Source organism: Bradyrhizobium sp. Ses1 (assembly GCF_059512365.1).
This window is the reverse complement of record NZ_JCAMOQ010000013.1, coordinates 1-24,867: the sequence shown is the minus strand read 5'-3', so window position 1 is coordinate 24,867 and position 24,867 is coordinate 1. Positions and strand designations below refer to the sequence as shown.

The 24,867-nt window shown below is 64.1% G+C and carries 22 protein-coding genes; 14 read left to right on the top strand and 8 right to left on the bottom strand.

The genetic code is table 11. The annotated features are described in order from the left end of the window. The first annotated feature begins 190 nt into the window (after positions 1 to 190). The 7 genes from scpA to AC5ZG5_RS17210 all read left to right on the top strand — a co-directional run bounded on the left by scpA (position 191) and on the right by AC5ZG5_RS17210 (position 6,911). Positions 191 to 2,347, top strand: coding sequence for a methylmalonyl-CoA mutase (scpA, locus tag AC5ZG5_RS17240; protein WP_456642983.1), 2,157 nt, complete (start codon positions 191 to 193; stop codon positions 2,345 to 2,347). Between the two features lie 36 nt (positions 2,348 to 2,383). Continuing rightward, entirely contained in the window at positions 2,384 to 2,581 is a 198-nt protein-coding gene (locus AC5ZG5_RS17235) for a nucleotidyltransferase family protein (protein WP_456642984.1), read from the top strand. A 98-nt stretch (positions 2,582 to 2,679) separates the two neighbouring features. Then, positions 2,680 to 3,024, top strand: coding sequence for a HepT-like ribonuclease domain-containing protein (locus tag AC5ZG5_RS17230; RefSeq protein WP_456642985.1), 345 nt, complete (start codon positions 2,680 to 2,682; stop codon positions 3,022 to 3,024). After that, positions 3,021 to 3,803: an RsiV family protein gene (locus AC5ZG5_RS17225; protein ID WP_456642986.1), complete on the top strand. Its 783-nt coding sequence runs from the start codon at positions 3,021 to 3,023 to the stop codon at positions 3,801 to 3,803. The genes AC5ZG5_RS17230 and AC5ZG5_RS17225 overlap by 4 nt, the downstream gene beginning before the upstream one ends. Beyond that, the gene (gene meaB, locus AC5ZG5_RS17220; protein WP_456642987.1) at positions 3,800 to 4,786 is read left to right on the top strand and encodes a methylmalonyl Co-A mutase-associated GTPase MeaB; all 987 of its coding nucleotides are present in this window, start codon (positions 3,800 to 3,802) and stop codon (positions 4,784 to 4,786) included. Before AC5ZG5_RS17225 ends, meaB begins: the two co-directional genes overlap by 4 nt. Continuing rightward, positions 4,783 to 5,445, top strand: coding sequence for a pyroglutamyl-peptidase I (locus tag AC5ZG5_RS17215; protein ID WP_456642988.1), 663 nt, complete (start codon positions 4,783 to 4,785; stop codon positions 5,443 to 5,445). Before meaB ends, AC5ZG5_RS17215 begins: the two co-directional genes overlap by 4 nt. A 95-nt stretch (positions 5,446 to 5,540) precedes the next feature. Continuing rightward, entirely contained in the window at positions 5,541 to 6,911 is a 1,371-nt protein-coding gene (locus tag AC5ZG5_RS17210; protein WP_456642989.1) for a TIGR03808 family TAT-translocated repetitive protein, read from the top strand. A 9-nt stretch (positions 6,912 to 6,920) separates the two neighbouring features. On the opposite strand, the gene AC5ZG5_RS17205 is transcribed toward AC5ZG5_RS17210, so the two are convergent. From AC5ZG5_RS17205 to AC5ZG5_RS17190, 4 genes are all read right to left on the bottom strand, one after another. Next, positions 6,921 to 7,379 carry a TIGR03809 family protein gene (locus AC5ZG5_RS17205; protein WP_456642990.1) on the bottom strand — a complete coding sequence of 153 codons (459 nt, stop codon included), beginning with the start codon at positions 7,377 to 7,379 and terminating at the stop codon, positions 6,921 to 6,923. A gap of 447 nt (positions 7,380 to 7,826) precedes the next feature. Next, positions 7,827 to 9,467, bottom strand: a complete 1,641-nt coding sequence (locus AC5ZG5_RS17200) for a S8 family serine peptidase (protein WP_456643052.1) — start codon at positions 9,465 to 9,467, stop codon at positions 7,827 to 7,829. 81 nt (positions 9,468 to 9,548) lie between these two features. Next, positions 9,549 to 10,274, bottom strand: a complete 726-nt coding sequence (locus AC5ZG5_RS17195; RefSeq protein WP_130229377.1) for a hypothetical protein — start codon at positions 10,272 to 10,274, stop codon at positions 9,549 to 9,551. After that, positions 10,271 to 10,840: a sigma-70 family RNA polymerase sigma factor gene (locus AC5ZG5_RS17190; RefSeq protein WP_456642991.1), complete on the bottom strand. Its 570-nt coding sequence runs from the start codon at positions 10,838 to 10,840 to the stop codon at positions 10,271 to 10,273. Before AC5ZG5_RS17190 ends, AC5ZG5_RS17195 begins: the two co-directional genes overlap by 4 nt. Positions 10,841 to 11,265: 425 nt before the next feature. On the opposite strand from AC5ZG5_RS17190, the gene AC5ZG5_RS17185 reads away from it, so the two are divergent. Further along, positions 11,266 to 12,414 carry a GGDEF domain-containing protein gene (locus AC5ZG5_RS17185; RefSeq protein WP_456642992.1) on the top strand — a complete coding sequence of 383 codons (1,149 nt, stop codon included), beginning with the start codon at positions 11,266 to 11,268 and terminating at the stop codon, positions 12,412 to 12,414. 75 nt (positions 12,415 to 12,489) lie between these two features. Beyond that, positions 12,490 to 13,596 carry a DUF2336 domain-containing protein gene (locus tag AC5ZG5_RS17180; RefSeq protein WP_456642993.1) on the top strand — a complete coding sequence of 369 codons (1,107 nt, stop codon included), beginning with the start codon at positions 12,490 to 12,492 and terminating at the stop codon, positions 13,594 to 13,596. 113 nt (positions 13,597 to 13,709) lie between these two features. On the opposite strand, the gene AC5ZG5_RS17175 is transcribed toward AC5ZG5_RS17180, so the two are convergent. Together AC5ZG5_RS17175 and AC5ZG5_RS17170 are read right to left on the bottom strand one after the other, a co-directional pair. Continuing rightward, a complete protein-coding gene (locus tag AC5ZG5_RS17175) occupies positions 13,710 to 14,348 on the bottom strand; it encodes an NrsF family protein (RefSeq protein ID WP_130229380.1) in 639 nt (212 codons plus the stop codon). A 2-nt stretch (positions 14,349 to 14,350) separates the two neighbouring features. After that, on the bottom strand, positions 14,351 to 14,896 hold the full coding sequence (locus AC5ZG5_RS17170) for a sigma-70 family RNA polymerase sigma factor (RefSeq protein WP_456642994.1): 546 nt from the start codon (positions 14,894 to 14,896) through the stop codon (positions 14,351 to 14,353). A gap of 369 nt (positions 14,897 to 15,265) precedes the next feature. Here AC5ZG5_RS17170 and AC5ZG5_RS17165 point away from each other — a divergent pair, with 369 nt between their 5' ends. The 4 genes from AC5ZG5_RS17165 (at position 15,266) to AC5ZG5_RS17150 (ending at position 19,523) form a co-directional block, all read left to right on the top strand. Further along, positions 15,266 to 15,949, top strand: a complete 684-nt coding sequence (locus tag AC5ZG5_RS17165) for a hypothetical protein (RefSeq protein WP_245475032.1) — start codon at positions 15,266 to 15,268, stop codon at positions 15,947 to 15,949. 117 nt (positions 15,950 to 16,066) lie between these two features. Then, on the top strand, positions 16,067 to 16,846 hold the full coding sequence (locus AC5ZG5_RS17160; RefSeq protein WP_456642995.1) for an enoyl-CoA hydratase: 780 nt from the start codon (positions 16,067 to 16,069) through the stop codon (positions 16,844 to 16,846). Between the two features lie 163 nt (positions 16,847 to 17,009). Then, positions 17,010 to 18,428: a TolC family outer membrane protein gene (locus AC5ZG5_RS17155; protein WP_456642996.1), complete on the top strand. Its 1,419-nt coding sequence runs from the start codon at positions 17,010 to 17,012 to the stop codon at positions 18,426 to 18,428. Positions 18,429 to 18,551: 123 nt separating this feature from the next. Beyond that, positions 18,552 to 19,523, top strand: a complete 972-nt coding sequence (locus AC5ZG5_RS17150) for an amidohydrolase family protein (protein ID WP_456642997.1) — start codon at positions 18,552 to 18,554, stop codon at positions 19,521 to 19,523. On the opposite strand, the gene AC5ZG5_RS17145 is transcribed toward AC5ZG5_RS17150, so the two are convergent. Continuing rightward, positions 19,513 to 22,641 (bottom strand): efflux RND transporter permease subunit, encoded by a 3,129-nt coding sequence (locus AC5ZG5_RS17145; RefSeq protein WP_456642998.1) that lies wholly within the window; start codon positions 22,639 to 22,641, stop codon positions 19,513 to 19,515. The genes AC5ZG5_RS17150 and AC5ZG5_RS17145 overlap by 11 nt on opposite strands. 32 nt (positions 22,642 to 22,673) lie before the next feature. Further along, on the bottom strand, positions 22,674 to 23,918 hold the full coding sequence (locus AC5ZG5_RS17140; protein WP_456642999.1) for an efflux RND transporter periplasmic adaptor subunit: 1,245 nt from the start codon (positions 23,916 to 23,918) through the stop codon (positions 22,674 to 22,676). Between the two features lie 347 nt (positions 23,919 to 24,265). On the opposite strand from AC5ZG5_RS17140, the gene AC5ZG5_RS17135 reads away from it, so the two are divergent. Then, a complete protein-coding gene (locus AC5ZG5_RS17135) occupies positions 24,266 to 24,550 on the top strand; it encodes a hypothetical protein (protein ID WP_130229387.1) in 285 nt (94 codons plus the stop codon). Positions 24,551 to 24,867 lie beyond the last annotated feature (317 nt).

Here is a 24,867-nt window from a genome sequence, read left to right as displayed (position 1 = left end):
CTGAGCGAGATGCCGCGATGAAGCGAATTCTAGAATGGGCAGATTGGCTATCAAATCCCTTCGCATGGATCGCTTCCCTGGTAAGAAAGGGAGTGGACGGTCTCGCGAAAGATTATCGGGATGATCCCGTCTACAAAGAGAATGTACAGCGATTGATCGAACGGAATCGCAGGTTTGAGGGAACAAAGGAATGACGCGCATTCCCAATTTCGCTGATATCGCTTTCAAGCCAACCGCCAGCGCGCCTCCCACCGACGCGATCGAGGCCTGGCTGACGCCCGAAGGCATCCCGGTCAAGGCGAGCTATGGCGAAGCCGATCTCGCCGGCATCGACTTCCTCGAGACCTGGCCGGGCGTCGCACCGTATCTGCGCGGCCCCTACCCGACCATGTATGTCAACCAGCCCTGGACCATCAGGCAATATGCCGGCTTCTCCACGGCCGAGGACTCCAACGCGTTCTATCGCCGCAACCTCGCCGCCGGACAAAAGGGCCTTTCGGTCGCGTTCGATCTCGCCACCCACCGCGGCTACGACTCCGATCATCCGCGCGTCTCCGGCGACGTCGGCATGGCCGGCGTTGCGATCGACTCGATCTACGACATGCGCACGCTGTTCGCAGGCATTCCGCTCGACCAGATGAGCGTGTCGATGACCATGAACGGCGCGGTGCTGCCGATCCTCGCGCTGTTCGTGGTGGCCGCCGAGGAACAGGGCGTGCCGCCGGAGAAACTGTCGGGCACCATTCAGAACGACATTCTGAAAGAGTTCATGGTGCGCAACACCTACATCTATCCGCCGTCGCCCTCGATGCGGATCATATCCGACATCTTCGCTTTCACCTCGCAGCGGATGCCGAAGTTCAACTCGATCTCGATCTCCGGCTATCACATGCAGGAGGCCGGCGCTACGCAGGACCTCGAACTCGCCTATACGCTCGCCGACGGCGTCGAATATCTGCGCGCCGGACTTGCCGCCGGCCTCGATGTCGACCGCTTCGCGCCGCGGCTGTCTTTCTTCTGGGCGATCGGCATGAACTTCTTCATGGAAGTCGCCAAGATGCGCGCCGCGCGCCTGCTGTGGGCCAAGCTGCTCAAGCCGTTCAACCCGAAGGACCCGCGCTCGCTCTCGCTGCGTACGCACTGCCAGACCTCGGGCTGGTCGCTGACCGCGCAGGATGTCTTCAACAACGTGATGCGCACGACCATCGAGGCGATGGCGGCGACGCAGGGACACACCCAGTCGCTGCACACCAATGCGCTCGATGAAGCGCTGGCGCTGCCGACCGACTTCTCCGCCCGCATTGCGCGCAACACCCAGCTCTTCCTGCAGCAGGAAAGCGGCACCAACCGGATCATCGATCCCTGGGGCGGCTCCTTCTATGTCGAGCGGCTGACCCGCGATCTCGCCGGAAAAGCCTGGGGCCATATCCAGGAAGTCGAAGAGCTCGGCGGCATGGCCAAGGCGATCGAAGCCGGCGTGCCGAAGCTGCGGATCGAGGAGGCTTCGGCCAAGACGCAGGCGCGGATCGACGCGGGTAAGCAGGCAGTGATCGGCGTCAACAAGTACAAGCCGGAGAACGAGGCGCCGATCGACGTCTTGAAGGTCGACAACACCAACGTGCGGCGGCTGCAGATCGACAAGCTGAAGCGGCTGCGGCAGGAGCGCAATCAGCAGGACGTCGAGCAGGCACTGGCGGCGCTGAGCCGTTTGGCCTCCGAAGGCAACGGCAATCTGCTGGCGCTCGCCATCGACGCCGCGCGCGCGAAAGCGACCGTCGGCGAGATTTCGGACGCCATGGAAAAAGTGTTCGGCCGCCATCGCGCCGAGATCAAGTCCATCACCGGCGTCTACAAGCGGGAGGCAGCCGCCATGTCCAACCGGGTCGAAAAGGTGCAGGCGCTGATCGATGCCTTCGAGGAGGCCGAGGGCCGCCGTCCCCGCATCCTGGTGGCGAAGATCGGCCAAGACGGCCACGACCGCGGCCAGAAGGTGATCGCATCGGCCTTTGCCGATATCGGCTTCGACGTCGATATCGGGCCGCTGTTTGCCACCGCTGACGAAGCGGCACGGCAGGCGGTGGAAAACGACGTGCACATCCTCGGCGTCTCCTCGCTCGCCGCCGCGCATCTGACGGCGGTGCCGGAGCTGAAGGCCGCGCTGAAGAAATACGGCCGCGAAGACATCATGATCATCATCGGCGGCGTGGTGCCGCCACAAGATTACGAGGCGCTGTACCAGGCGGGTGCGGAAGCGATCTTCCCGCCCGGCACTGTGATCTCCGACGCCGCCGAGGAGCTGATCCACAAACTCAACGCCCGGCTCGGCCATAGCGAGGCGGCGGAGTAGCTGATAGACTGGCTGAACTGCGCAACAGGTTGTGCCATGACGCGTGACGAGGTTATTGCTGCGATACGAAACAACGCCGATGCCATCAAGGCAACGGGCGTGTCGAAGCTCGCCATTTTTGGCTCGCGCGTACGCGGCGACAATCATCCTGACAGCGACATCGACGTGCTTGTCGAGATCGAGCCGGACGCTTCGTTTTCACTTCTCAATTATTGGTGTCGAGCACATCATTGAGGATGCGACCGGGCTACAGGCGCAGGCTACCACGCGGCGGTCGCTCGACCCCCGCTTCGCGCAGCGCATTGCAGACGACATCGTCGAAGTGTTTTGACGTGCGGCCGACGTCAGCCGACCGAATCGATCATATCCTCATAGCGATCGATGACATTCGACGTATCGTCGCTGGGCATACACGCGAAAGCTTTGCCAACGATCTGGCGATACGGCTGGCTGTGGAACGATTGCTTGAAATCATCAGCGAGGCGTCCCGGTTCATTCCAATAGATCTGAAGGCGCAAGAGCCTCGCATCAATTGGAGGGCTTTAGCCGATCTTGGAAACTGGTTACGGCATGCCTATCACCGAACCGACGCGGACTTGCCTTGGAGCATGGTCGAGGACGATCTCGAACCTCTCAAGAACTTCGCAGAACAAATTGCCAAGGAAGCGAAGCCTTGAACTTGCTGAACAAATTGAGCATTGCGCTGGCATTGAGCGTTATATGCATCCAGCCGGCTCTCGCCGCCGATCCCAAACCCGACGCTTTGGTCAAGAACAGGAGCATCGAAGCCACCGTCTATCTCGACGACAAGATCAAGGCCGATCCCGCGCTGGCGGCGGACTGCCTTGCCGAAGGCAGGAAGTGGGTCGACAAGAGCGCTGCGGAGGCGGCATCCACGCGGAAGCTGGATCCGCAACTGTTCGACCGTGGCGGCTGGACCTTCGAGCGCAAGTACAACATCCGCTCGGTTGTCGGTGGCCGTTACGTGAGCATTGTCCGCAACGACTACATCAATACTCGCGGCGCGCATCCGAATTCAGACGTCAACACGATCCTGTGGGATTCCACCGACAAGAAGCGCATCAGCATCCGCCCGTTCTTCACGGAGACCGCCGACGACGGACCGACCATGAAGGCGATGCTGGAGGCAGTCATCGCCTCGTTGAACGCCGAGAAGAAGAAGCGCGGCGCCGATGAGACCGCGACCGCCGAGTGGTACAAAGAACTGAAGCCGACGCTGCTCAAGATCGGCGCGGTGACGCTGGCGCCTTCGACCGAGACGGGCAAGAGCTCCGGCCTGACCTTCCACTATCCGCCCTATGCCGTCGGCCCCTACGCCGAGGGCCAATACGTCGCGTTCGTGCCGTGGGAGACGCTGAAGCCATATCTGTCGCCGGACGGTGCAAAGGTTTTTAGCGGATCGCGACCCAAAGCGGATGAAGACGATCAGCAATGAGCGGCACCAAAGCGCTCGACATCAACGCCCTCGCTCATGAACTGCGCGCCGGCAACCGCGCGGCGCTGGCGCGTGCGATCACGCTGATCGAAAGCCGTCGCGCCGACCACCAGGCGGCGGCGCGCGATCTGGTGCAGGCGCTGCTCGCGGACACCGGCAAGGCTTTCCGTGTCGGCATCACCGGCTCGCCCGGGGTCGGCAAGTCGACCACGATCGATGCGCTCGGCATGTACCTGATCGAGCACGGGCACAAGGTCGCGGTGCTGGCGGTTGATCCGTCCTCAGCGCGCACCGGCGGTTCGATCCTTGGCGACAAGACGCGGATGGCGCGGCTCTCGGCGTCCGAGCAGGCCTATATCCGCCCCTCGCCTTCCTCCGGCACGCTCGGCGGCGTCGCGGCGAAAACGCGCGAGGCGATGTTGCTCTGCGAGGCGGCCGGCTTTGACGTGGTGCTGGTAGAAACCGTCGGCATTGGCCAGTCCGAGACGGCGGTCTCCGACATGACCGATTTCTTCCTCGCGCTGATGCTGCCCGGCGCCGGCGACGAGCTGCAGGGCATCAAGAAGGGCCTGGTCGAGCTCGCCGACATGATCGCGATCAACAAGGCCGACGGCGACAATCTCAAGCGCGCCAATGTCGCGGCAGCCGATTATCGCAGCGCGCTGCATATCTTGGCACCGCGTTCGCAACACTGGCACCCGCCGGTCGAAACCTATTCGGCCTTGACCGGCGCGGGCATCGACAAGCTCTGGCAGAAGATCGTCGAGCATCGCACCGCGATGAACGCCTCCAGCGAGTTCGCGGCGCGACGGCGCGAGCAGCAGGTGAAATGGATGTGGTCAATGCTGGAGCAGCGGATCATGGCGCGCCTGCGCTCCGACCCCGCGATCCGCGCCAAGGTGAAGAAGACGGAGGCCGAGGTTGCTGACGGCCGCATCTCGCCGGCCGTGGCGGCCGAGCAGATCGCGGAACTGTTGCGATGAGCGAAAAGCTCTCCGTACTTATCACCGGCTTCGGTCCGTTTCCCGGGGCGCCGTTCAATCCGACCATGCCGCTGGTGAAGCGGCTGACGCAGCTTCGCCGTCCCGCCTTCGATGATGTCAGGCTGACGAGCCACATCTTCCACGTCGCCTACGACACCGTCGATCGCGAATTGCCCGAACTGATCGCGCGCGTCCGTCCGCGGGCGCTTCTGATGTTCGGGCTTGCCAGCCGCACCGCGCACTTACGGATCGAGACCCGCGTCCGCAATGCCGTCACCACGCTGGTCGCCGATGCCGGCCGCCGCCGTGCGCGCAAGAGCTCGATCGTTGGCGGCGCCGACGCGACAATGTTCGGACCGCATACCGCAAGACTGCTGCGCGCCGCGCTCGCGACCGGCATCGACGCGCGCGCCTCTCGCGACGCCGGCAGCTATCTCTGCAACTACTTAAGCTGGCGTGCGATCGAAGCCGTGGAGAAGACCGACGGCCTGCGGCTCGCCGCATTCGTGCATGTGCCGCTGATCCCGCGCCACGGCACATCGCTGCGCAAGGGAACCGAGCGCATCACGCTGGAAGATCTCGTCGATGCCGGCGAGGCGCTGCTGACGGAAATGGTGAAGCTGGCGCGGCGCCCAGCGCATATCTCCACCCGCGATTAACCCTACCCCCAACAATCACCCGCGCGCGCCCTCGCGTCCGCCACGCGCGACTGCCGATCTGCGCTACGATTTGCGGCGTCGTGGGGCCACGCATCATGAACGTCAATCGCCGCCATCTCATCGGAGCTTCCGCAGCGGGCGCCGCCGGCGCGCTGGCGCTGTCGGCGGACGCTGCGCGCGCGGCGCCGCTCACCTCCGCGCTCGGCCGCGACGCTACCCAGTATGGCGTCCGCCCCGGCAGTCCCGACGACCAGACCAAAGTCCTGCAGCGCGCGATCGATGAGGCCGCACGCGCGCAAGCACCGCTGGCGCTGCCGCCCGGAGTCTATCGCACCGGCCTGCTCCGCCTGCAGCGCGGCTCGCAGCTCATTGGCGTGCGCGGCGCGACCAAACTCGTCTTCAACGGCGGGCTGTCGATGTTTCTTGGTGAAGGCGCCGACGGCATCGGCCTCTCCGGCCTCACGCTGGACGGCGGCAATGTGCCGCTGCCGACGCGGCGCGGCCTCGTGCATTGCGTCACGGCGCGCGATGTCCGCATCACCGGATGCGAGATCAAAGGCAGCGGCGGCAACGGCATCTGGTTCGAGCAGGTGTCGGGCGACGTCAGCGGCAACATCTTCACCGACATTGCGACCACCGCTATCGTGTCGTTCGACGCGCTGGGCCTGATGGTCTCGCGTAACACGATCTCGGGCACCAACGACAACGGCATCGAGATCCTGCGTACCGCCATCGGCGACGATGGCACCATCGTTGCAGACAACCGCATCGAGGACATCAAGGCTGGCCCCGGCGGCTCCGGCCAGTACGGCAACGCCATCAACGCCTTCCGGGCCGGCAATGTGATCGTGCGCGGCAATCGCATCAGGAACTGCGATTATTCCGCCGTGCGCGGCAATTCGGCGTCGAACATCCATATATCAGACAACAGCGTCAGCGATGTCCGCGAGGTCGCGCTCTACTCGGAGTTCTCCTTCGAGGGTGCCGTCATCGCCAACAACACGGTCGACGGCGCGGCCGTTGGCGTCTCCGTGTGCAATTTCAACGAGGGCGGCCGCATCGCGGCGGTCCAGGGCAACATCATCCGCAACCTGATCCCGAAGCGACCGATCGGGACCGCGCCGGACGATGATGCCGGCATCGGCATCTATGTCGAGGCGGATACAGCGGTTACCGGCAATGTGATCGAGAACGCGCCCTCCTTCGGCATCGTTGCCGGCTGGGGCAAATATCTGCGCGATGTCGCCATTACCGGCAACGTGATCCGCAAGGCCTTCGTCGGTATCGGCGTCTCGGTGGTACCGGGCGCCGGGATCGCGCTGGTCCACAACAACATGATCTCGGAAACGCCGCGCGGCGCCGTGGTCGGGCTCGACCATGCGCGGGTGATCACGACCGATCTATCGGTTGCCGGGGCGCAGCAATATGCGCAGCTCGTGCTCGGCGGCAACGCGGTGCGGAGATAAAGATAACTTTTAGAGCGTGTTGCGCAGCAGCGGATAGCGCGCCTGAATCGCGGCGAGGTCGAGCAGCGGCAGCGGCGCCTCTTCCGGCGCCGGCGCTTCCTCTTCCACAGCCTGCATGAGCGCGACAATCTCGATCGGCGGCTCCGGCGGCGTCACCGGCGCCGGCCGTTCGACCGGTCGCTGCTGCAACCGCACCGGGGTCGGCAGCGGCGTCACGTGGCCACGGCCGAGCCAGGAGATGTCGATCGGCGAATTGTCCAGCGAGGCCTCGCGCCGCAACAGCTCGCGCCAGGTCTCGACCGCCTGCTTGGCTTCCTGGACGTTCTCGAGGAAGGACACCTCGCTGTGATAGCGGCGCCAGCGCCCGGATTCGAACAGTTCGGTGAGGTGTTCCAGCCGTGCTTCCGCCAGCGCGCACCAGCGCGCCACGATCTCGCGGCCTCTGGCCGCGTCAGTTCGATTTGTCATTAAGACAGCCCGTAAGGAGAGAAACGGACGCAAGACGCAACCGAACCGAATCAAAACATGATTGGGATATTCTGTGGAAAAGGTAAAGAAAGTCTAACACCTTTTCGTAAACGACTCGGGGCACGCAGAGAAGTCCGCAGGAATACCGGATTATTGGGTTTGCGGCTCTTAGACGGTCGACGCGACGCCAGCATGACTGACGGCGCAACCAGAAAGCGTTGTCCACGCTGTCCACAAAAATGAAGACCCGTCCGGGGGGACAACCGGACGGGTCAAGCCATATGGGCGCTTGGGGTGGATGGGCGCTCGCGCCTGATATAGCTAATGGGGAGGAATGGATCGCTCCCACACTTTATTGGTCGCGACACCCTGCCCGACGTTCAAAATCCCGGTTCGATTTTTTTAACCTTCCGCGGCGACGGCCTGCGGCCAGAAGGCGGGGAAAACTCACTGCGCGGCCGGGCTTTTCACGTCATTTTCGGCCGATTTGTCCGCTGCCATGGCCGGTGCCGACTGTTCCATCGCCCGGCTCACAGAAGTGTTATCCTGCGCGGGCGCAGCCGGCGCGTGCTTGCCAGAGGCGAGCGGAACTGGCGCGACGGCGGACACCGCCGCGAACGCATCGGCCTGCCCTGCCCCAAACAGATCGTCACGTCCGGGGGCGCCGAGATCGCGCGCCGTGGCGGTCAGGATCGAGCGCACCTCGTTCGGTTTCAGCGCAGGATTGCGCTCCAGCACCAGTGCCGCAATGCCGCTGACGAAGGCGGCGGAAAACGACGTGCCCGAAGTGATCTGGTATTTGCCGTCCGGCGCCGGCAGGAAGATATCGGCGCCGGGCGCAGCGAGTGCGATGTAGTTGCCCCGGTTCGAGGCGGAGAACAGTTTCTCCTGCGCATCGGTGCCGCTGACCGCGATCACGTTCGGGTTCGCGGCGGGATAGAGCGGCGCCGATTTCGCCCCGGCATTGCCGGCGGCGGCGACCAGCACGATGCCGCGCGCAGCACTCGCGGCGACCGCCCGCTCGATCAGTGGATCCTTGGGGCCGGCAAAGCTCATATTGATGATCTGCGCGCCATGCAGCACCGCATAATCCAGTCCCTTCAGGATCACGTAGGACGAGCTCTGCGCCCCGTTCGCGGTCGCGCCGAACGCGCGGATCGCGAGAATGCGCACCTCCGGCGCGCTCCCCATCAGCCTAGCATGGGCGGCGATCACCCCCGCGATGCCGGTACCGTGCGCATGCGGCCCTTCATTGCTGCCGATCGCATCGAATGTGTCGGCAACCGTATTCGCCAGTTCCGGATGGCTGGCATCGATGCCGGAATCGATCACGGCAATGGTCACGTTCATGCCGCGAACTAGCGTGTGCGCCTGCGGCAGGCGAAGCTGCCCCAGCGCGTATTGCGCCGGATCGCCCTCGGTCGCTGCCGTGTTCTGGTCCTGCAGCAGGTAGCGGAAGTTGGGTTGCACCGAGCGAACGCGGCCGTCGGCGGCCATCGCCCGGCGCACCACATCCACTGAGCGGCGATCGGTGATGCGGAACAGGCCGATGGTGGAGCCGAGCAGCGGGACGTTCCGTATCTCCGCCCGCGCCAGGCCATGACGCCGCGCCAGCTCCTCGATCTGCGCGTCGGTCAGCGCACCATCGATTTCGGCCACGAGTTCGTTGGGCACCGCGCGGAAATCAACCGCGGTTCGCGGCGCGTTGTTGCGCGATCCGCCCTTGGCCTTCCTGCCGGCCGCCTTGCCGCCACTGCCGCCATCCGCAGTGGAGACGACGGGACGGTCGAGGCACTCGCCGTCGCTACCGCGATAGGCAGCGTCGCAGGCGCGGTGGAGGTTGGGCGAATAGCGCGCAGAGGGCAGCGTCGACTGCACACCAATGCGGGGCATGGTGGTGACGCTGATCCGCGAGGGGGTCCGCGCAACCGCCGCCCCGCCGATATTGGCATTGACCCGCGGCCCGACATTCGTGCTGACGCTCGGCACCCGTGGGGCGACGCGGATTTCCGGCGTGCGCATGATGCTCTGCGCCGCGGCCGGACCTGTGGAACCGATGAACAGCGCCGATATCAGCACCAACGCCATCTCGATCCGCCATTTCGAGCGTTCACGGGTCATGGCATCTCGCGCTAGCGCGTCGTGGGAAAATCTATGACCGCTTGCGCCTTACGGCGTCTCCACCGCGAGGCTGACGATCTTTTCCTTCTGCAGCCTGCCGAGCAGCGCGGCGACGTCGGTCTTGCTCATCGCGCTGTTGCCGAACTGGATCCGGAACATGCCGTCGCGGGCCCCGCCAATGATCGAGGCTTGGTAGTTGTCGAGCAGCGCCGTGATGTCGGAAATGCGGGCGTCCGGCGCGAAACGAACTAGCGCGCGCGGCGGGCTCGTCACACCGAGGTTGCGGGTGATCGGAGCGGCGGACTCGAGCGCAGCCGCCCGCTGCTCCAGCGTGAGCGACGCCGTCTGGAACGAACTGCCCTGGCTCTTCATCATCAGCACCGCGCCAATCACGCCGGCCTGCAGCAGCAGCACGACCGCACCAACGCCCGCCGACCACGCCAGCGTCCGCGGCGACAGGCTTGCAAAGAACTGCGAGATTCGCCTGGAAAGGCTCACCGAAGTCGGCCGTGTGCGCACCGGCTCCTGGTCGATCTCGGCGAACAGTTTCTGCATGGCGCGCATCGACGGCGCGCCCAAACTCTCGTTGAGGCGGATGGTCTCGGCAAATTCCTCGCGGATCACGGCATATTGCCCGGCGAGTTCCGCATCGCTGGCCAGCGCCTCCTCGACACGTCGCGCATCGCGCGCGTTCAACGTGCCCGTGGCATGCCAAGGCAGCAGCAATTCGACGTCGCTGGGCTCTTCCAGCATCTTCCTTCTCGCCGCCATCATGGCCAACCTCGCTCTATGCCGGCTGCCTTGAGCAGTTCGGCCAATTTCTTCCGCGCATAGAACAGACGCGTCTTCACGGTGTTCTCCGGAATACCAACGATCTCGGCGACTTCCTCCACGGACTTCTCGTGGTAGTAGACCAGATCGACAATCTCCCGGTGCTCCAGCGAAAGTGCCGCTAGACACTTGCGCAACGCTTCACCCGTATCCTTCTTCTGCACCGCCACTTCCGGATCGTCGGACGCATCCTCGATCGCGTTCGCGGCGTCTTCATCCAGTTCAGCGTCCTTCCTGCGCCGCAGCGCAGACAGGGCCTTGAACCGGGTGATCGCCAACAGCCAGGTTGAGACGGCAGATCGTCCTTCGAATTTGCCGGCCTGGCGCCAGACATCGAGAAACACCTCGCTGATGAGGTCTTCCGCGACCTGTTCGTCCCGCACAAGCCGGAGTCCGAAACGGTACACTCTGACGTGGTGCCGCCCGTACAGCACCTGCATGGCGAGCCGGTCGCCTTGAGCGATCCGGGCGATCAGAACCTCGTCTGAAGTCGCCTGTGTCGCGCTCAATGGCCGTCTCGCAAGATTGGTCGAGAGCGGGTGGGGGCTGGTTCGATGGAGAGAGCAGAATTCTTCACATTACCGCAATGTGCGGAACGCATGTGTGAACTATCCCACAAACCCCGAATTCCGTGTGAATTCCGCACTCCCTCGCCCCCCAGATAGGTATCATAGTAGGGAAAAGCCTCCCAAGACCATGTCGACTGCTCGCGACCTTAGCAAGAGTCGGCACATAAGGCAGTCCTCCCGCCAATTCCCGCCCGTCGAGCCCGGCACTCGTCCGCCGCGATTGCCTAGTCAAGGTTCCCCCGATTTTCACCTGCGAAAACAAGGGAGATGGCGGGACTCTAGGGACCGGATTCGGGGTCGAAAGATACCAAACCTAAAGGCTTTTCCCCGTAGATTTTGCGAGTTTTCCTCTCGATGGCGAGCGCATGGGCATCGCAGCGTCCTCATTTCTGAACCCGGTTGCGGGCGGATTGAATGGCCGCGGCTCACGGCTGGCTGCCACGAAGCTGTTGCGCCGCGCCAGACGTCGGCGTCAGATCCAGGCGATGGTCGGCGTCTGCTATGTTTTCGACGCCCTCGTGCTCCTGGTCTATGCGAGCGCCGGCACGATCCCGATGGTGTTGGGCATGGCCTACGCGCTTTGCGGCTTGGGCTTGTGCGCCGTCTACGTGCTGCTTTCCGAACTCGGCTTCCACGACCGCTTCAAGGATCACTATCTGGTCGCGCCGCAGTCGGCCCTCCACATGGCGAACCAGCTCGCATTCACCTACATCGCGCCGCAAGTCGGCGTGCTGTTCCTGTGCAACCTGTTCGTGGTGTTCGGCTTCGGCGCGCTCAGGACCTCGGCGCGACAGACCGCCCTGATCTGGACCGTGACGGTGCTCGGCCTCGCCGCACTGTTCCTTCTGACCGACAAGCCGATCTCGATGCCGCACGGCAGCATCCTGGAGCGGCTCGCCACCGTGCTGGTCTTTGCGCTCACCATCGGGCGCTGCATGTTCTTGGGCATCCTCTCCAGCTCGATGCAGCAATCGCTGTACCAGAACGGGCAGAAGCTGAAAGAAGCCTACAAGCGCATCGAGGAGCTCGCCGAGCTTGACGAGCTGACCGGCGCATTCAACCGGCGCAGCATCATGCGGACGCTGGACGAGGAGATCGTCCGCTCCGAGCGCACTGGCGCACCCTGCTCTGTCGCACTGATCGATCTCGACTGGTTCAAGCGCGTCAACGACGTCTATGGCCATCCGACCGGCGACGAAGTGCTGAGAACCTTCGCGATCTCCATGTTCGCCAACATCCGCAGCATCGACCGCTTCGGCCGCTACGGCGGCGAAGAGTTCCTGCTGATACTGCCCGAGTTGAACGAAGATGGCGCCTCGCGCGCGCTGGAGCGGCTGCGGGTCATCATCGCCGAGCTCGACTGGAGCGCGTTCTCGCCGGGCATGCAGGTGACGATTTCCGCCGGCATTGCAACGCTGCGGCCCAACGAGGGCCCGGACACATTTCTCGCGCGCGCCGACAGCGCGCTTTACGCGGCCAAGGCACGAGGACGCAATCGCATCGCCAGTGCATGACCAAACGAATTCGCTTCCACCGTCGGAGAATCCGACGCGGTGGCATCGCCAATACTCCAGGACAGAGTCACAGTCATGAATTTGAAACCCGCAATCGCCCCCGAGAACTTGCTTGACGAGTTGCAGGCAACGCTCGCGCATGGAACGGTGGCGCGCCGGGTCGAGACCCTGCGCCGCGTGACCGATCTCTTCATCAACGGCGCGGTAGACTATTCGGACCAGCAGATCGCGCTGTTCGACGATGTGTTCCAGTGCCTGCTGCTGCACATCGAAACCTCGGCGAAGGCGCTATTGTCCAACCGGCTGGCGCCGATCGATACTGCCCCGCCGTTGACCGTCCGGACGCTTGCCTTCGACGACATGATCGAGGTCGCCGGTCCCGTGCTGACGCAATCGAGCCGGCTCGACGATAACACCCTGATCGAAACCGCGCGCAACAAGAGCCAGGCGCATCTGCTGGCGATCGCGGCGCGCAAGACGCTGAGCGGTGCCGTCACTGACGTGCTGGTGTTGCGCGGTAACGACGAGGTGATCCAGAGCACCGTCAACAATCCCGGCGCCGAATTCACCGAACGCGGCTTCACGCGGCTGATCAGCCGCGCCGAAGGCGATGACGACCTTGCGACCTGCATCGGGCTCCGCCCGAGCATGCCGCGGCATCTCTATCTGAAACTGCTGGCGAAGGCATCGGACACGGTGCGACACCGGCTCGAAGCCGCCAACCCGCAGCAGGCCAAGGAGGTGCCGAGCGCGGTGCGCGAGGCGACGCGGCGCGCTCGCTCCGCGCCCGCGGCGGTCACGCGCGACACGGCGATCGCCCATGCGCTGGTGAAGTCGCTGTATGAGGATGGCCGCCTCGACGAATTCCAGGTGGCAGCGTTTGCCGACGCCGGCAAGTTCGATGAGACCAATGCCTCGATTGCAGCTCTTGCCAATGTGAGTCTGGCCGTTGCCGAGAACATGATGATCGAAACCCGCGCCGAAGGCGTGATGATCCTGGCCAAGGTCGCAGGCTTCTCGTGGTCGACCGTGCGCTCGATCATCAACCTGCGCGACGAATTGTCAGGCGGCGAGCCGACGGATCTCCTGGCCTGCATGGAGACCTACGAACGGCTCCGGCCATCGACCGCACAGCAGGTCTTGCGCTTCCACCGCATGCAGCAGTCCGCGCCCGCGGCATAGCATTCACACTCGTCATTGCGAGGAAGCGATAGCGACGAAGCAATCCATGCCTCCGCAAGTGGAGAGATGGATTGCTTCGCTGCGCTCGCAATGCCGACGTGGAGGGACCGCAATCAATATCGAAGCACCTTCGAGCCGATCAGGGCGCCGATGGCGGCGACCAGCGTGGTCCCGATCGTGTACCAGGTCGCCACGAACAGCGGTGAATCATCGGCGCAATGCGATGCGTAAAGCGTGGCCGCAAGTCCCGCTGCCAGCAGGCCCGCGATCGCGCCGGCGACTGCCGGGCGCGCCGGCGCGCCATGGCGCAGGCCGAACAAAGCGGCCGCGAGCAGCGGCAGCGACAGCAAGGGAATCGAGATCAGGCATGCCCGCGAATTGTTGCCGACCAGTCGCGTCATCATCGGCGCGCGCTGCGGCATCATCATCTCGCCGCTGATACCGGCCACGAGCAGCCCGGCCGGAACCAGCAACCACCAGCCAAAGCCGCGCAGCGAAGCCTCGGGCCGCGATAGATGCAGGCTGACGGCGATCGCGGAAGCGGCGAGCGCCAGCGTCACCGCGAACTTCAGACCGAAGAACGGGTTGTGCATCGCGGTCATGACATCGGGCCTGACGCCGAGCTCGGTGAAGAACATCAGCAAAGAAATCGGTGCGGCGGCGAGCAACGCCAGCATCAGGACAAAACCCACCGGCTGTGCGCGCTGGGTGTTGTCGGCGGCGATCGTGCGAATGAGCTGATCGGTCTCCATGTTCAACTCTCCCGCAGTTTCGCCGTCAGATTGGCGAGCCCGCGATGCAACGCCACCCGCACGGCGCCCTCGCTCATCGAGAATTTTGCTGCCGTATCCTTGATCGAGGCGCTGTCGACGGCGATTGACTGCAGCACCTCGCGCTGCCGCGCCGGCAATGCGTTCAGATGCGCAGCGATTTCGCTCGCGGAGGCCTTCTCCTCCTGCGCCTCGCCGGGCAAGGTCTCGGCAAAATCGTCGATGTTGACGAACACCCGCTTGCCCCGGCGTCGCAGCGCATCGATCAGCTTGTTGCGGGCTATTGCGAACAGCCAGGGCGCAAACGGGGCGTTTACGTCCCACGTGTGTCGCTTCGAATGCACCGCCAGCAGAATGTCTTGCACGATATCCTCGGATTGATCGATCGGTTGGCCCGCGCGCGCCAAACCGCGGCGCGCGGCCGCCCGCAGGACCGGCGTGATCGCCTTCAGGAGGCGATGATACGCCGTGGTGTCGCCTGAAATGGCCGCCCGCATCAGGCCGGTCCATTCGTCCTCACGCTCGCGCACGTGCGCTCCCACAACGCAATTCGGTCGATCCTTCAATTTGTTACACCGGCGGCGAACTGATCACAAAATCGTGAAACGGCGCCCGGGCGACAGAATCTCAAATCCGGACCAGCGCAAGTCGAGCGGGCCGTTCGAGATCCACAGCGCTCTTAACATCGATTGCTGGAGCTCGCACCGGTCGGAGCGTGAGCGCAGAATTTTACCTGGAGGAAAATCGACGCCGTGCCCGAAAGCAGCCGCTTTGGCGCAACGGTGCCGCCCCGTTTTGGCCCGGCAAAACCCGAAGATTCCCTTTTTCTGCCCCGCTGCGGACACGCCTCGGGGTCTCATTTCGCCCCTCAGGGGCGGGCAAAATGGGGAGATTGTCAGATGATCACCAAAGCCAGCGGGCTTCTGGCGGTGCTTGTGGCCGCAGGGCTGTTTGCATGCGTCGCCGCGCCGTCCCCGGTCGAGGCGGCAGGTTCGGGCGGCACGACTGCCTCGGACTCCGATAGTGCGGCAAGTGTTAAGAAACAGAGTACGCGTCACGCAAAGCGCGACACGTCGGCCAAGACCGAGTCGAAATCGTCCGCTTCCAAGTCCTCCGAATCCAAGTCGTCCGAGGCCAAGAAACCGGATAGCGCCGAGACCGCCGACGCCGCAGCCGTCTCGCTTCCGGCATTGGTCGCCAATGCCAAGGCCGAACTGACCCCCAACGTTCCTGCCGATAATGCGAGTGCGATGTCGGCGAAGGCCAACACGCTGCTCGCCGCATCCGATAAGCCCGACGAGGCAAAGGCGCCCGGTGATGCCGACGTCGTCGCCTCCGACCAGCTCAACGAAGTCGATCGCGCGATGCAGGAGAGCCAGCAGCAGAATCAGCCCGCCGCGCAGCCACAGCCGCAGCAGCCTGCCCCGGCGGTCGCGATGACGACCGCCCAAGCGCCTACGGCGGCGCCGGTCGCCAGCGCCGACGACACGACCTGGGACCGGACTTCCCTGATCGGCAAGATCTTCATCGCCGCGGGCGCGTTGCTGACCATGGCGTCTGCCGCCCGCATGTTCATGGCCTGACGTCCCCTTGTGCCCGGACGCGCGGCGCAAATAGCGCCACACCGCGTCCGGGAGCCCACTTGAAGCCCACCCCGTCAGCGGGCACATTGCCGCCAGATCAGGAGAACGGGGTGGATCATGTCGACGTTTGAACACATCATTGTCGAGAGCAAGGGCGCGGTCGGCATCATCAAGCTGAACCGTCCCAAAATGCTCAACGCGCTGTCCTTCGGCGTCTTCCGCGAGATCGCAGCCGCAGTCGACGACCTCGAGGCGGACGACGCCATCGGATGCATCGTCCTCACCGGCAGCGAGAAGGCCTTTGCCGCCGGCGCCGACATCAAGGAGATGCAGCCGAAAGGCTTCATCGACATGTTCACCAGCGACTTCGCCGCTGTTGGCGGCGACCGCGTCGCCAGATGCCGCAAGCCGACGATTGCGGCGGTGGCGGGATATGCCCTTGGCGGCGGCTGCGAGCTTGCCATGATGTGCGACATCATTATCGCTGCCGACACCGCGAAGTTCGGTCAGCCCGAGATCACGCTCGGCACGATCCCCGGAATCGGCGGCACGCAGCGGCTGACGCGCGCGATCGGCAAGTCGAAGGCGATGGATCTCTGCCTCACCGGACGGATGATGGATGCCGCCGAGGCCGAACGCTCCGGCCTCGTCAGCCGCGTCGTGCCCGCCGACAGGCTGATGGACGAAGCACTCACCGCCGCTGAAAAGATCGCATCGATGTCGCGCCCGGCAGCGGCGATGGCCAAGGAAGCCATCAACCGCGCCTTCGAGACCACGCTGTCGGAAGGCCTCAACGTCGAGCGCAACCTGTTCCACTCGACCTTCGCGCTCGAAGACCGTTCCGAAGGCATGGCCGCCTTCATCGAGAAGCGACAGCCTGTGAATAAGAACAGGTAAGTTAAATCACTGTCGTCACAGTCTGTGACGAACCGGCAACAGACAAGCGCTGATTTGATGTGCAGATGTCGCGCGACCGTTTGTCAGTAGCGAGACCATCCCCTAAACAGTAGATGTGACCCAGTCGACGGGGGCGGACAGTCGGGGTGGTTTGCGGGTTATTATGGTTGGACGTGCCGCTAGAGTTAGCGACGTGAGAAGGCGTTTGCTTCAGACGGGCATTTGCCTTGGCGTGATGCTTTGTGTCGATTTCGCCGCCTCGGCGGTCCATGCGGAGAGCCTCCCTGAAGCACTCGCCAAAGCCTACCAGACCAATCCGGCGCTGAATGCCGAGCGGGCGCGGCAGCGGGCGACCGACGAGAACGTGCCGCAGGCACTGACCGGCTATCGTCCGCAGATCGCAGCAACCCTCTCCGCCGGTTTGCAGGCGGTGCGCGACCTCTTGCCAAATAACGTCGTTCAGACCGCGAACCTGAAGCCGTGGCAGATCGGCCTGACGGTGACGCAGACGCTGTTCAACGGTTTCAAGACCGCCAACAGCGTGCGGGTGGCGGAATTGCAGGTGCAATCCGGCCGCGAGGCGCTGCGCAATGTCGGCCAGGGCGTGCTGCTGGACGCGGTGACCGCTTATACCAATGTGCTCGCCAACCAGTCCTTGGTCGAGGCGCAGCGCGCCAACGTCGCGTTTCTGCGCGAAACGCAAGCCATCACGCAGAAGCGCCTCAATGCCGGCGATGTCACGCCGACCGACACGGCGCAGGCCGAAGCGCGACTGAACCGCGGGCTTGCCGACCTCAACGCCGCCGAGATCAGTCTCGCGATCAGCCAAGCGACCTACGCACAGGTCATCGGCAATGCGCCCGCGCAATTGCGGCCTGCCGAAACCACCGACCGCCTGCTGCCGCGCAACCGCGAGGACGCAATCGGTCTCGCCTTCCGCGAGCACCCAGCGGTGATGGCGGCAAGCTACGACGTCGACGTCGCCTCGACCACGATCCGCGTCGCCGAGAGCAGTCTGATGCCGAACGTCACGGTGCAGGGCAGCGTGAGCCGCAGCCGCGACTCCGACCCGACGCTCGGCACATTCGGAACCGATCAGGCTTCCATCATCGGCCAGTTGAACCAGCCGATCTATGACGGCGGCATGGCGGCGTCCCAGACCCGGCAGGCCAAGGAAGTGGCGGCGCAGAGCCGGCTGGTGCTCGACCAGGTTCGTAACCAGGCGCGGACCGCTGCGATCAGCGCCTGGGTCGCCAACGAAGGCGCCAAGACGGCGGTCTCCGCTTCCGAGTCCGAAGTCCGTGCCGCGAACGTTGCGCTGCAGGGCGTGCAGCGCGAGGCGGCAGGCGGCCAGCGCACCACCGTCGACGTGCTCAATGCGCAACAGGATTTGATCTCGGCCAGAGCCCGGCTGATCGGCGCACTGCGCGACCGCGTGATCGCCTCCTACAGCCTGCTCAGCGCCATCGGCCGGCTCGACGTCAAGAACCTCAATCTCAATACGCCCGATTACCTGCCGGAGGTGCATTACCATCAGGTGCGCGACGCCTGGCACGGGCTGCGCACGCCGTCCGGACAGTGATCCGGCATAGGCATCACCGCCTTCCCGCCCGCACATTCGCCCTGTAACCTCGCTCAACCGGCGGCTGATAACGCTGGGGCGCAGCAAGCGCCGATCAAACGAGGAAACGCAGGGAGAAGACCAATGCTGACGCGACGCAGTATGATGCTTGCCTCCATCGCGGCCGGAGTAATGATGAACAACAGAGACGTGCACGCCAAGGCGGCCCAGCCTTCGACGCCGGTGAATTTCGACGTGCCGGCCGGCGCCTGCGACTGCCACACCCACATCCATGGCGATCCCCAGAAATTCCCGTTCTTCGCCGGTCGCGTCTACACGCCGGAACCGGCCTCGCCCGAGGAGATGAGCGCGCTGCACAAGGCGCTCGGGATCGAGCGCGTGGTGATCGTGACGCCGAGCGTCTACGGCACCGACAATTCCGCAACCCGCTTCGGCATGATGGCGCGCGGCGCGACCGCGCGGGGGGTGGCTGTCATCGACGACAAGACGCCCGAAAGCGATCTGGATGCGATGCAGAAGGACGGTTTTCGCGGCATCCGCCTCAACCTCGCAACCGGCGGCATCAACGATCCCAATGTCGCCCGTGCCCGCCTGACCTCCGGGGTCGATCGCGTCAAGGCGCGGGGCTGGCATGTGCAGGTGTACACGAACTTGCCGCTAATCCCGGCGGTCAAGGACCTCGTCGCTGCATCGCCTGTACCCGTTGTCTTCGACCATTTCGGCGGCGCGCAGGCCGCGCTCGGCGTGGAACAACCGGGTTTTCCGGACCTGGTCGAACTGGTGAAGTCCGGCAAGGCCTATGTGAAGATCTCCGGCGCCTACCGCGCCTCCAAGCTTGCGCCCGACTATCAGGACGCGATCCCGCTCGCCAAGGCCCTGATCGCGGCAAATCCCGACCGCATCGTCTGGGGCACCGACTGGCCGCATCCCGATACGGTGGTCCCGCCCGGAAAGCAGGTCACGGATGTTGTTCCGCTGTACCAGATCGACGACGGACGCCTCCTCAACCAGCTCGCGGTGTGGGCGCCGGACGCGGCGACGCGCAAGAAGATCCTGGTCGACAACCCGGCGCGGCTCTACGGCTTCACCTCCTAGATTCGCGCCGCGAGAAATAGGAGATCAGGACCGGCAGCGTCACGAGGATGACGATCGGCGCCAGCATCATGCCGGTCACGACCACGACCGCAAGCGGCTTCTGCACCTGCGAGCCGATCCCTCCCGACAGCGCCGCCGGCAATAGCCCGACGCCGGCGACGACGCAGGTCATCAACACCGGGCGCAGTTGCAATTCACCGGTGCGGACCACGGCCCGCATCCGCTCGTAACCTTCATCGATGAGCTGGTTGAACTGCGACAGGATGATGATGCCGTCCATCACGGCGATGCCGAACAGCGCGATGAAGCCGATCGCGGCCGAGACGCTGAAGGGAATGCCGGAGACCAGCAGCCCGAGCACGCCGCCGAAGATCGCCATCGGGATCACGCTCATGGCGAGCAGCGTGTCGACCATCGAGCCGAAATTGAGGAACAGCAGTATCCCGATCAAACCGAGGCTGATCGGCACCACGACCGACAGCCGCTTGATCGCGTCCTGCAGATTGCCGAACTCGCCGACCCATTCGACACGCGATCCCGGCGGGAGCTTGACCTGGTCCGTGACCTTCTGCTGCGCCTCCTGGATCGCGCTGCCGAGGTCGCGCTCACGCACCGAGAATTTGATCGGCAGATAGCGTTCCTGCTGCTCGCGATAGATATAGGCGGCGCCCGAGATCAGCTTGATCGAGGCCACTTCGCTCAGCGGGATCTGCGTGATCCCGCCGTTCGGGTTGGCGACGCCGATGCGCAGGTTCTGGATCGCTTCGGCGCTCTTACGGTACTCCGGGGCAAGCCGCACGATGATCGGGAAATGGCGGTCACTGCCGGGCTCATAGAGATCGCCGGCGCTGTCGCCGCCGACTGCGACCTTGATCGTGGCATTGATGTCGCCCGGCGACAGGCCGTAGCGCGCAGCGCGGGCGCGGTCGACGTCGATCTGAATCGTCGGCTGGCCGAGCGAGGTGAACACGGCAAGGTCGGTGATCCCCTGCACCGTCGAGAGCACCGACTTGATCTGATTGGCCGTGTCGGTCAACGCCTGCAGGTCGCTGCCGTAAAGCTTGATCGAGTTCTCGCCCTTCACGCCCGAAACCGCTTCGGAGACGTTGTCCTGCAGATATTGCGAGAAGTTGAATTCGACGCCGGGAAACTTGTCCTGCAACTGCGCCAAAAGCTGCGCGGTAAGCTCATCCTTGTCGCGCGTGCCGGGCCATTCGCTTGCGGGCTTCAGCGGCGCGAAAAATTCCGCGTTGAAGAGACCGGCGGCGTCGGTTCCGTCGTCGGGACGGCCATGCTGTGACACCACCGATTCCACCTCGGGACGGGCGCGGATCATCCGGCGCATCTCGTTGACATAGGCATTGCCTTCCTGCAGCGAGATCGTCGGCGGCAGCGTGGCGCGGATCCACAGATTGCCCTCTTCCAGCTTCGGCAGGAATTCGAGCCCGAGCAATCGTACCGACAGCGCGGTCAAGACCACGAGGGCGGCCGCACCGGCCATCACCACTCGCCGGTTGGCGACCGCCCAGTTCAGGACGGGCAAATAGAGGCGATCGAGCTGCCTCATGATCCAGGTCTCGGTCTCCTGGATATGCGCGGGCAGGATGATCGCGCTCAGGGCCGGCGTGATCGTGAAGGTCGCGAGCAGACCACCGGCGAGCGCATAGGCATAGGTCCGCGCCATCGGTCCGAAGATGTTGCCCTCGACGCCGCTCAGCGTGAACAGCGGCAGGAAGGCGGCCACGATGATGGTGGCGGCAAAGAAGATCGAGCGCGATACGTCGGCGGACGCGGACAGGATCGCGTGGGTCTTGATGCCCATCATGGTTTCGGCGGAGACATGGCTCTGCTCGGCTTCAGAAAGCCGCGTGGTCTGTGACAGGCGGCGGAAGATCGCCTCCATCATGATGACGGTGGCATCCACGATCAGCCCGAAGTCGATCGCGCCGACCGACAACAGATTGGCGGATTCGCCGCGCAGCACCAGGATGATCACGGCGAAGAACAGCGCGAAGGGAATGGTTGCGCCGACGATCAGCGCGCTGCGGAGATCGCCGAGGAAGATCCATTGCAGCAGCACGATCAGGAGGATGCCGACCACCATGTTGTGCAGCACGGTGTGGGTGGTGAGATCGATCAGGTCCTTGCGGTCGTAGATGCGCTCGATCCTGACCCCCGGCGGCAGGATCGAGGAGTGATTGATCGATTTGACCAGTTGTTCGACGCGGGCGATCGTCGGTGAGCTCTGCTCGCCGCGGCGCATCAGCACGATGCCCTGCACGATGTCATCGTCATTATCGATTCCGGCAATCCCGAGCCGCGGCTTCTCGCCGATGGTGACGGTCGCGATATCCCTCACCAGCACGGGGTTGCCGCCGGACTGCGACACCATGGTGTTATTGAGATCGTCGACCGAACGGATCAGGCCGACGCCGCGCACCACCGCGGACTGGGTGCCGATATCGACCGTGTTGCCGCCGACATTGATGTTGGCGTTGCTCACCGCCTGCAACACCTGCGGCAAGGTCAGGCCGTTGGCGACGAGCTTGTTGAAATCGACCTGCACCTCATAAGTCTTGGTCTTGCCGCCCCAGCCGGTGACGTCGATCACGCCGGGCACGGCGCGGAAGCGGCGTTGCAGCACCCAATCCTGCAATGTCTTCAGATCGAGGACGCTGTAGTTGGGCGGGCCGACCAGCCGGTAACGAAAGATCTCGCCGATCGGGCTGAGCGGTGAGATCGTCGGCTGCACATTGCCAGGCAAAGGCGGCAGTTGCGCGAGACGGTTCAGGACCTGCTGCAGCGCCTCGTCATAGGTGTAGTCGAAGGAGAACTGCAGCTTCACATCGGAGAGGCCGTAGAGCGAGATGGTGCGGATCGTGCGCAGGTTCTTCAGCCCGGCGACCTGGGTCTCGATCGGAATCGTGATGTAGCGCTCGATCTCCTCCGCCGACAGGCCCGGGCTTTGCGTCACGACGTCGACCATCGGCGGCGTCGGATCGGGATAGGCCTCGATGTTGAGGTGCTGGAAGGCAATCAGCCCGCCGATCATGACGGCGGCGAAGATGCCGACCATCAGATAGCGGCGGCTGACTGCGAGAGCGACGAGGCGATCCATTTCAGATCGAAGCTTTCAATAATCCGGGAATGTCAGGTACCGGAGGCGGCGCGATCGATGAACAGGCTGCCCTTGGTGACGATCTGCTCGCCTGGCCGCAGATTGCCGACGATCTCGACGAGATCGCCATTGGTGATCCCCGGCTTCACCTGGCGCAGTTCGATCGTCTTGTCCGGATGCGCGACCCAGACGCGCACCTGGTCGCCTTCATAGATCAGCGCCTGCTTGGGTACGCCGACCGCGGGATGGTCGCCCGGCGAATAGAGCGTGACATTGGCGAACATCTCCGGCTTGAGCGCGCCATCCGCGTTGTCGATGGTGGCGCGGACCAGGAGCCGGCGCGTCGCCGGATCGATCGCTGCGGCGACATAATTGATGCGCGCGGTCAGCGAGCGGCCCGGCAGCGCCATCACGCTGAATGTGAGGTCCTGCCCGACCGCGACCTTGGCGGCGTCGCTCTCGCGGACGAAGGCGAGCAGCCAGACCGTCGAGAGATCGCCGATGACATAGACGGGATCGCTGGCGCCGGAGGAGACATATTGCCCGGGGCCGGCCTTGCGCTGCACCACCGTGCCGCCGATCGGCGCGAAGATCGTGATCTCCGGATTGATGCCGCCCTTCTGGCGCAGCGCATCGATATCTCCGTCGCCGAAGCCCAGGATGCGCAGCTTGTTGCGCGCGGCCTCCAGCGTCGTCTGCGCCGAGCGCAGATCGTTTTGCGCCTGGACCAGCGTGGCCTGGCTCTGCTGATAATCCTTCAGCGGCACGGCCTTGCCTTCGAACAAGTCCCTGGCACGGTTGTCCTGGATCTGCGCCAGATCGACCGCGGACTTCGCCTTGTTCACGCTAGTCATCGCCGAGATGTAGTCGTTCTGCGCCTGCACGGTGTCGGCGGCCTCGATCACGAACAGCGGCTGGCCCTTGACAACGCTGTCGCCGGGCCGCGCCAGCAGCTTGGTGATGCGGCCGGTATAGGGCGAGAACACCGGGGTGGAGCGATCCTCGTCGATGCCGATCTTGCCCTCGGTCACGTATTCGGCGCGGAAGGCACGCTCGGAGACAGGCTGCAGGCTGAGGCTCGCCCATTCGGCAGGGGTCGGCGTGTAGCGTTGCAGGCCTTTGCGGGATTGGCTCGAAATCTCCGAATGGCCGCCATTTGCCCCCTTGTTGTGCAGGGATGCGTAAGCCACGCCACCGGCAACCGCCAGCACGGCCACGACCAGCGCCAGGCGCTGACGGCTAAGGGTCTGCAATTGCTTGGTAATGTCTTTGACCATGGGCCGTGGCTGATGTCGAAGGTTCCGCTGCGCGCTAATAGTGCCCAATTACCGGTTCAGACAACCAAAAAAGCGACAATTGGACGCAGGTTCCGGTTTATCTTTGGACAGTGAGGCATGAACGCCGGGTGAATGCCAAGCCCCGGGAAATTCCGGGGTGGCGGCCGGCGAAACTAAAGCGGGCCGTGTGACAGGCCCTGCCGTGCGCAGGCAGATCCTGCCTGACGATCCCTCCTGTTTTGACGATGCCGACCGCCTGCCCTTTTCGGCATGGTTGAACCGGTCGCGCTTCGGCATTCCCTCAATTGTGTGCCCAAGAGCAGTGCCCGAACTGGGAAGGAGTTGCAATGGCCATCGATCCCTTGACCGCCGCCGGCGTCGTGCTGGCGACGGCCGCAACCGATGCGGTCTACGTGATGTTCACGTCCGCCGTGGTGGCACGCAAACGCGTGCCGGCGGCAACCTGGAGCAGCGTCTGGTACGTGCTCTCGTCCTATGCGGTGATCAGTTACACCGAAAACTCGGTCTACGTGTTGTTCGCGGCGATCGGCTCCTGGGTCGGCGCCTACCTGACGATGACGTTCCTGCATCGACCTCCCGGCGGGCCACCGGTCGGGGCGGCGGTGGAATGAAGCGGATGTGCGCGTGGAGATGGGGTTCGGATTCAAATGTCAAACAGCAACTCCGCTGTCATCGTCCGGCTTGACCGGACGATCCAGTAATCCAGAGGCGGTCGTGCTTGAGCCGAGAGGCCGCCGGATACTGGATGCCCCGCCTTCGCGGGGCATGACGGTGGAGTATGAGGAAGCAGCAGTTCGCGTTCTCGCGGCGTTGTTCGCCCGAGCTTTGCTTCACTTTCCACCCTCATTGAACAGAGGGCGCAGGGAAAGCCGGGTGCTGGTTGCACCCGTGGGTCCCGTGCAACAAAAAGCACGGGGGTAGGACCACA